The organism is Nocardia sp. NPDC057272 (assembly GCF_042668615.1).
GTDB lineage: Bacteria > Actinomycetota > Actinomycetes > Mycobacteriales > Mycobacteriaceae > Nocardia.
Window position 1 is genome coordinate 1 of record NZ_JBHUYK010000057.1, and the last position, 8,179, is coordinate 8,179.

Below are 8,179 nucleotides of genomic sequence, written 5' to 3' on the forward strand. Positions count from 1 at the left end.
GCTTGCTCCTTCGTCGCCTACGCCCCGGCGCCTGACCGGCGGGCCGGCCGCGGACCGGCCACTTCGTGGCCGACCCTCCCTAGGGGTCGGGAGTACGGGTGGCTGGGTTGGGCGGGATGTTGAAGACGGGGACGGGCCGGGTGTGCGGGGTGGTTGAAAGTGCGGTCGGTCCGCTTCGGGTGTGGTGACCGACCGTTTTGGGGGTAGTGCTCGCTTCAGGCGGGTAAGCGCTCGGCTCGGGCGGTTTCGAGAAGTTCTTCCGCGTGGGCGCGGCCGGTCTCCGTGTCGTCGAGGCCTGCGAGCATACGGGCCAGTTCCACCACTCGTTCTTCGTCGGTCAGCGCGCGAACGCCGCTGTCCACCTTCCCTTTTCCGTCGTCGGACTTGTTCACCACCAGGTGGGTGTCGGCGAAAGCCGCCACCTGGGGCAGGTGGGTCACGACGATGACCTGATGGGTGCGGGCCAGGCGCGCCAGGCGCTTGCCGATCTCCACCGCGGCCCGGCCGCCGACACCCGCGTCGACCTCGTCGAACACCATGGTCGCGCCGTGATCGGATCCTGCGAGCACTACTTCCAGTGCCAGCATCACTCGCGAGAGCTCGCCGCCGGACGCACTCTTGCTGAGCGGCAGCGACTGAGCTCCCGAATGCGCCGAGAGCCGGAACTCCACTTCGTCACAACCGTTCGAACCGGCGTGCAACAGCACACCGTCGATCTCCAACGGCGCGGAATCCTGGGCACTGGCCTGCAGCGGGCGGACCTGGACTTCCAAGCGCGCCTTCCCCATCGCCAGCCCACTGAGTTCGGTGCTCACCGCGCTCGCCAGCTTGCCCGCCGACTTGGCACGCGCGGCACTGAGTTTGCGTGCCGCCTCGCGCACTTTGCCCGCTGCCGTTTCGACCTCACCGGCCAGCTTGGCCAGCGCGTCCTCGGACACATCGAGCGAGTCCAGGCGCGAGCGCGACTCGTCGGCCCACGCGATCACACCGTCGATGTCGGGTGCGTATTTGCGAGTCAGCGATTTGAGCTCGGCCTGACGGTTGAGCATCGTGTCCAGTGCGCTGGGATCGGACGGCAATTCCGACAGATAGCTGCTGAGTTCGGTGGTCACGTCGACCACCACCGCGATCGCCTCCCCGAGCCGCGGAGCCAGCGCGGCCAGGGCCGGGTCGTCGGCGGAATCCAGGCGGGCGCGGGCGCCACCGAGCAGATCGAGCACGCCGCCACCGTCGGCCGGCGCGTCGGTCGGGCCCGAGAGTGACTCGTGCGCGGCGACGCCCGCCTCGCGCAGGGAATCGAGGTCGCTGAGTCTGCGGATCTCGGCGACCAGGCGGGTGTCCTCACCGGGTTCGGGCGCGATGCCGTCGATCTCGGTGAGCGAATGCTTGAGCCGGTCGGCTTCCAGCGCCAGTTCCCGACTGCGCGCGGTGCGTTCGAGCAGTTCGGTCCGCGCGTCCAGCCAGGACCGCCGATGCACCTGGTACTTGCGCAGCAGACCGGCTACGCCGTCGCCGGCGAACTGGTCCAGTGCCGACAGTTGCTGCTCCGGCCGCTGCAACCGCAATTGATCGTTCTGGCCGTGCACGGTCAGCAGCCGGGAGGTGAACTCACCGAGCACCGCGGCGGGCACCCCTCGCCCACCGAGGTGCGCGCGCGAGCGTCCGTCGCTGTTGACGGTGCGGACCGCGATCACGCTGCCGTCCTCGTCGGCCTCGGCACCCGCCGATTCCAGCACCTCCCCGACCGCCGTGCGAGCCGCGTCGTTCACGTCGTCGACGACGAAACGGCCCTCCACCACGGCCTTCGCCGCACCCAGGCGTACCCGTCCGGCGTCGGCGCGCGCACCGCTGAGCAGGTGCAGGCTGGTGACCACCATGGTCTTGCCCGCACCGGTCTCGCCGGTGAGCACGGTCAGACCGGCATGGAACTGCGCGGTGGCCGTCGAGATGACACCGAGTCCGTCAATCCTGATCTCCGTCAGCATCAGTGCTCTTCCGTTCGCTGTCTGCCCCGCCAGCCGGTGACCGGCAGTTGGAACTTTCGCACCATCCGGTCGGCGAAGGGCGCCGAATCCAGCCGCACCCAGCGCACCGGACGTTCGCCGCGCACCACTTCGGCGCGGCCGCCACGCGGCAACGCGAGTGTGCGCCTGCCGTCGAGGAAAACGATCGCATCGTGTCCGGTCGCCACGGTCTCCACCGCGATCAGCGACTCCGGGCTGGTCACCAGTGGCCGCGCGAACAACGCGTGCGCGTTGCTCGGAATCACCAGCATCGCCTCCAGTTCGGGCCACACCACCGGTCCACCCGCCGAGAACGCGTAGGCGGTCGACCCGGTGGGCGTGGAGATGAGGATGCCGTCGCAGCCGAACGCCGAGACCGGCCGCCCGTCCACTTCGAGCACCACTTCCAGCACACCCATCCGCTGGGCGTTCTCGAGGCTGGCCTCGTTGAGCGCCCAGCCGCGTTCGACGATCGTGTCGTCCACGCGCACCGTGACGTCGATGGTCATCCGGTTTTCCACCTGGTAGTCGCGATCGACCACCTGCGAGAGCGCCTCGTCGAGGTTCTCGGCCTCGGCTTCGGTGAGAAAACCGATGCGGCCCAGGTTGATTCCGAGCACGGGCACACCCGCGGGCCTGCCGAGTTCGGCCGCGCGCAAGAACGTGCCGTCGCCGCCGAGGGCGAGCACCATCTCACAGCCCTGGGCCGCGGACGGGCTGTGTGGCACCACCCGCACCGGATATCCGGCTTCGTCTTCGAACCGGGTGCTGTCGGCCTCGTCGGCCAGTACCCGCAGGCAGATGCCCGCTTCGGCGAAGATCTTCGCCACCCGGTGCGCGGTCTCGATGATCTCCGCGCGACCGGGATGGGCGACGAGCAGGATCTCCCTGCCGCCGGCATGCGTACTCACTGCGGACCCTCCTCGACAGCCTGCGCGACCAGCGCCCGCACCTGTTCGGCGTCGTAGTCGAACGGGCCGACCTTGCGCAACCACAGGAAGTACTCGACATTGCCCGACGGACCGGGCAGCGGGCTGGCGACCACACCCAGGGTGCGCAGCCCGAGCGCCGCGGCGGCGGTCGCCACATCACACACCACTTCGGTTCGCAGCGCCGGATCACGCACCACACCGCCCGAACCGACCCGGTCTTTGCCGACCTCGAACTGCGGCTTCACCATCGGCAGCAGATCGGCGCCGTCGGCAGCGCAGGCCGCCAGTGCCGGGAGGACGAGCCCGAGCGAGATGAAGGACAGGTCACCGACAACGATTTCGACTGTGCCACTGATGGATTCGGGGGTGATGTTGCGCACGTTGGTGCGGTCGAACACGCGGACCCGGTCGTCGTTCTGCAGCCGCCAGATCAGCTGGCCGTAGCCCACGTCGACCGCGACCACCTCGCGCGCGCCCTTGTTCAGCAGCACATCGGTGAACCCACCGGTCGACGCACCCGCGTCCAGGCACCGCTTACCCGCGAGGCCGAGCCCCTCGGGTTCGAACGCCTCGAGCGCGCCGAGCAGTTTGTGCGCGCCCCGCGAGGCCCACGACACCTCGTCGGGTTCTTCCCGCACGATCAGCGGGGTTCCCGTCTCCACGGCCGTCGCCGGCTTCACGGCGACGGTTCCGGCAATCAGGACGCGGCCCGCGCTGATCAGCTCGACCGCGTGTTCTCGCGATCGCGCCAACCCGCGGCGAACCAGTTCGGCGTCCACCCGCGCTCGTCTGGCCACCTCAGATCTTGTCCACTGTCGCCAGCGCGTCCACCAGTACGTCGTGCGCCTGCTCGAGGATGCGCGCACGGCGGGTGATATCGGCACCGGCCTCGGTGTTCTCCGCCGGGCCTGCGACAGGACGCGGACCGAGTTCGGCGAGTAGTGCGTCGACCTCGGTCTTGATCCGGTGCGGATCGGCCGGTTCCTGCTGCGCCGGCGGGCCGGGCAGGTGAGCACCCGGCACGGGGATCCCGGGCCGGGGTGGCTGTGACGCGCCGTTCGGCGGTGAACTCGCAGTACTCATCGTGGCGTCAACGCTATCGGATTTCCGAATCGCCCGCGCGCACCCGTACCGCCCGGCCGGGATACTGTCGCAACAGTTCCGCGATGTCCGCCGGTGCGGCCGCTTCTGCCAGTGCGGCGTCGTTGAGGGCGTCGAGGGTGGCGGCGATATAGGTAGGGATCCGGGCGGCGGGTGCGTTGATCACCTCGTCGAGGGTGCTGACTCCGGTCAACACCAGCAGCGAGTCGAGGCCGAGGCCGTTGGCCCCCTCGATATCGGTGTCGAGGCGGTCGCCGACGACCAGGGCACGGCGGGTGCCCGCTCGCTCGATCGCGTCTTCCATCAGCGGCGCGTAAGGCTTACCCGCGACCAGGGGCTCACGATCGGAGGCGGTGGCCAGGGCGGCGACCATCGAGCCGTTGCCGGGAGCTAGGCCGCGCTCGTTGGGCAGGGTGCGGTCGGCGTTGGCTGCGATCCACAACGCGTCGGCGCGCAGGGCGTAGGCGGCTTCGGCGAGGTCTGGCCACGCGGTCGCCGGCGAGTGACCTTGGACGACCGCCGCCGGCGGGGTCTCGCCGAACCGGCGGATGGGCTCGAGACCGACGGCTTTCACCTCGGCGGCCAGATCGTCGGTGCCGACGACCAGCACCTTGTCGCCGGGGCTCAGCCGTTCGGACAGCATGCGGGCGGCGGCTTGCGCACTGGTCACCACATCGTTCGCGGTGGCCGGGTAGCCGAGTTCGTCCAGGTGGTGCGCCACGGCACCGGGGCCACGCGCGGCATTATTGGTGACGTACACGAGCCGCTGCGCCGAATCACCATCCGGTACAAGCGCTTTGGGCGCACCTTCGATGACGTCGGGTCCGCGGTACAGCGTTCCGTCCAGGTCGAGCAGCAATGCCTCGTATCGATCGCGTAGCCGGTCCATCCACCCTCACTTCGTCGTCTCTGCCGGGTCGGACACCTCTGCGACCCTAGGCGAAGGCACCGACAGCTTCGGTCCCCCTCGGCTGTCGAATAGCGCTCGCACCCTTCATGATCGAGCATGTGCCACGTGTTCGTGCGCGATGTCCCCAGTTGCGGACGTCTCGCCCAGCGCGTCGCGGGCGCTCACCGACGCAACAGGGAAACCGGACCGGTTGCCGACCGAAGTAGCTCCCCTGCTCACACAGCGTGCTCGATTGCCCGCATCGCAGGAGGCCGGTCCACCGCTCGAGCGGACCGAGCACATCTGCGCCACGCCCGATCCGGCGGCGCCGGCCGACATCATCCTCTGATGACATGCGAAAAGGCCGCAGGCCGGGAAACCTGTCTGCGTTCCCGGCCTGCGGCCTTGTGGTTCTACTGTGCGTCGCCGGTGAGTTCGGTTGCCCGCTCCTCGGCGTCGGTTTCGTCGTCGAGGTCGGCGGCAGCGGCGTTGAGGAACCACTGCAGGCCGTCATCGGTGCGGCCCGCCGCCACCAGCGCGTCGGCGTAGGCGTAGAACAGGCGCGCGGCGGCGGAGCCGGTGCGCGACGGGTCCAGATCGGAGGCTTGCAGCGTCACGACGGCCTGGTCGAACTGACCCAGATCCATCCGGGCGCCTGCCACAACGATCCGCAGCTCGGCGGCTTCGTCACCGGTGAGCGTCTGCGCTTCCTCGCTGCGACCGAGCTCGATGGCCCGTTCCGGCCTGCCGAGACCGCGCTCGCAGTCCGCCATCACCGCGAGCAGCCCGGCGCCACCGGACATGCGTCGTGCGGTGCGCAGCTCCGACAGCGCCTCCGCCCATTCCTCGGCGTGGTAGGCCACCACACCGGCGGTCTCACGCACCACCGCGATGCGGCCCGCACGCTGCCGTGCGGCCCGAGCGTGTGCCAGCGCCAGGCGCGGGTCGTCCTCGAGCAGCTCGACGGCCATCACCATGTGCCGGGCCACCGAATCGGCGTTGTTCTTGTCCAAGCTCAGCAGGTCGCGGCGCACGGCCGGATCCAGATCGGATGCCTGCACGTCCTCGGGCAGATCGGGCTCTTCGGGACGAGCCGCACGGCGATCGTCCGGCCGCCCACCCGTCGTACGAGCGCCTTCACCGCCGCGACGGCGGTCATCGCCGAAGTCACCCGACCGCGACGGACCGCCGGACGCCGAGCCACTGCGCGCACGGTCGTCACGGTCCGAACGGGCACCGCGATCCGCGAATCCACGCCGCTCGCCACGATCGGCGTCACCGCCGGCCCGATCGTCGCGATCCGAACCGCGGGAACGGTCGTCACGGTCGGCCCCATGCGAACGGTCGTCGCGATCCGACGCACTTCGGGCAACACTGTCACGATCGGCGCCGCGTGGGCTCTCGTCGAGGTCGGAATCATCGCGGGCGACGTCATTCAGGTCGCCACTGTCCGAGCCGCGAGCGGCGGCACCGGACCGGCTGTCGAGATCCGAGTCGACCCGCGAGCTGTCGCTCTCGGACTCTTCGGCGTCACGAGGACGGTCACCTTCACCGGTGTCGATCGTGGTCGCCTTGTCGTCGGTCTCGGTTACACGCGCCGTGGCCGAGCCCGCGTTGTCTTCGGACTGCTCAGTGGACGCTGCCGACTCGTCGGTTGCGGGCTTGTCGCTCGCCGTCGCGGAGGTGCCGGCCGACGCGCCGGCCGAGGCCGTGCTGTCGTCCTCGGTGATCGACTCGTCGATATCGGAGGCAGCCGATGCCGAGACAACGCCGAGCACGTCACTGTCGCGCTCACGACGCTTCTCGCGGTAGGTGCCGTCGAGCGGCTTGCCGTCCTCGCCGACGAACTTGCCCTGGCTGCCGCCGGAGCGCGCGTCACGCTTGAACCCGCCGCGACCACGGTCGTCGTCGCGCCTGGGCCCACGATCGTTGTCGTCGCGCCGCTGGTAGCCGCCCTTGCCGCTGTCGTCACGACGCGGGTAACCACCCTTGTCGTCACGCTTCTGGTAGCCACCGCGATCGGAGCCACCACGCGAACGGTCATCGCTGTCGTTGCGACGGAAGCCACCACTCGGACGATCACTGCCGCCTTCGCTGCGACGGAAGCCACCACGATCGGAGCTGCCGCCACGGTCACTGCCGCGATCGGAGCTGCCACGCGAACGGTCGTCGCCTTCGTTACGACGGAAACCGCCACCCGAACCGCCGCGGGGGCGATCGTCATTGTTGCCGCGGTATCCGCCACGGTCGCCGCCGCGGTCGAAACCACCTGCGGGGCGGTCACTTCCGCCTTCATTACGTTTGAAACCACCACGGTCGCCGGAGCCACCGCGGCCGGCGTCGTCGCGGCGCTGGTAGCCGCCGCGGTCGCCACTGTCGCTGCGCTTGAATCCGCCGCGATCGTTGTCGTCACGCTTCTGGTAGCCGCCGCGATCGTTGTCATCACGTCGCTGGTAACCGCCGCGACCGGCATCATCGCGCTTCGGGTAGCCACCTTTCGCGCTGTCGTCACGGCGCTGGTAACCACCGCGATCAGCGGAGCCGCCACGATCCGAACCACCACGGGGGCGATCGTCGTTGCCACGGTAACCACCACGGTCGCCGGAGCCACCGCGACCGGCGTCATCGCGGCGCTGGTAGCCACCGCGGTCACCACTGTCGCCGCGCTTGAATCCACCACGGTCGGAGCTGCCGCCGCGGTCGTCGCGGTTGTAGCCGCCGCGCTGGCCTTCGGGACGACCGGAGCCGCGATTGTCGTCGTTGCGACGGAATCCACCCCGGTCGGAGCTGCCACGATCGGAGCCACCACGACCCGCGCTGCTGCCTCGGCCTGCGTCGTCGCGGCGGAATCCGCCGCCTTCGCCACGGCCCGAGCCGCGATTGTCACCGTGTCCGCCGCGGGGGCGATCGGTCGGTTCGCCTCGCCGGCCGAAACCGGGGGCGTCTCCGTCCCGGCGGAAAGGCTTCCGTCCGTCGTTGTGTTCCGACACGGCGATCCCTCTCTAGGTTCCCCGACCTGCGGGGAGTGTTGTCAATGACCCCGCCACTAAGAATTCAACCACGGACGAAGGACGGGGCATCGTCCGCCTGGCGTACCGAACTCGTATCGAGTCCACAAACGCCGATAGGGGACCCAAATAAGGGTCCCCTATCGCGAAGGATGTTCCGGCAGTGTCCTACTCTCCCACACCCTGTCGAGTGCAGTACCATCGGCGCAGGTGGCCTTAGCTTCCGGGTTCGGAATGGGACCGGGC

Annotated in this window: 7 protein-coding genes and 1 rRNA gene; 1 reads left to right on the forward strand and 7 read right to left on the reverse strand. The window is 69.5% G+C overall.

Going from position 1 to position 8,179, the window contains the following annotated elements; translation table 11 throughout:
* Positions 1 to 215: 215 nt before the first annotated feature.
* From recN to ACFULV_RS34755, 5 genes are read right to left on the reverse strand one after another with little or no spacing between them, the layout of a single operon-like run.
* Positions 216 to 1,985: a DNA repair protein RecN gene (recN, locus tag ACFULV_RS34735; protein ID WP_378664324.1), complete on the reverse strand. Its 1,770-nt coding sequence runs from the start codon at positions 1,983 to 1,985 to the stop codon at positions 216 to 218.
* The gene (locus ACFULV_RS34740) at positions 1,985 to 2,914 is read right to left on the reverse strand and encodes an NAD kinase (RefSeq protein ID WP_378630063.1); all 930 of its coding nucleotides are present in this window, start codon (positions 2,912 to 2,914) and stop codon (positions 1,985 to 1,987) included. The genes recN and ACFULV_RS34740 overlap by 1 nt, the downstream gene beginning before the upstream one ends.
* Positions 2,911 to 3,732 carry a TlyA family RNA methyltransferase gene (locus ACFULV_RS34745; RefSeq protein WP_378630061.1) on the reverse strand — a complete coding sequence of 274 codons (822 nt, stop codon included), beginning with the start codon at positions 3,730 to 3,732 and terminating at the stop codon, positions 2,911 to 2,913. The genes ACFULV_RS34740 and ACFULV_RS34745 overlap by 4 nt, the downstream gene beginning before the upstream one ends.
* Position 3,733: 1 nt before the next feature.
* Entirely contained in the window at positions 3,734 to 4,018 is a 285-nt protein-coding gene (locus ACFULV_RS34750; protein ID WP_378664327.1) for a hypothetical protein, read from the reverse strand.
* A gap of 13 nt (positions 4,019 to 4,031) precedes the next feature.
* Positions 4,032 to 4,925, reverse strand: a complete 894-nt coding sequence (locus tag ACFULV_RS34755; protein ID WP_378630056.1) for an HAD-IIA family hydrolase — start codon at positions 4,923 to 4,925, stop codon at positions 4,032 to 4,034.
* A gap of 139 nt (positions 4,926 to 5,064) precedes the next feature.
* Between ACFULV_RS34755 and ACFULV_RS34760 the strand changes: the two genes are divergently transcribed.
* Positions 5,065 to 5,274 carry a hypothetical protein gene (locus tag ACFULV_RS34760; RefSeq protein WP_378664328.1) on the forward strand — a complete coding sequence of 70 codons (210 nt, stop codon included), beginning with the start codon at positions 5,065 to 5,067 and terminating at the stop codon, positions 5,272 to 5,274.
* Positions 5,275 to 5,338: 64 nt separating this feature from the next.
* On the opposite strand, the gene ACFULV_RS34765 is transcribed toward ACFULV_RS34760, so the two are convergent.
* On the reverse strand, positions 5,339 to 6,364 hold the full coding sequence (locus ACFULV_RS34765; protein WP_378664331.1) for a hypothetical protein: 1,026 nt from the start codon (positions 6,362 to 6,364) through the stop codon (positions 5,339 to 5,341).
* Positions 6,365 to 8,088: 1,724 nt separating this feature from the next.
* Positions 8,089 to 8,179 (reverse strand): 5S ribosomal RNA (gene rrf, locus ACFULV_RS34770); the annotation flags it as partial.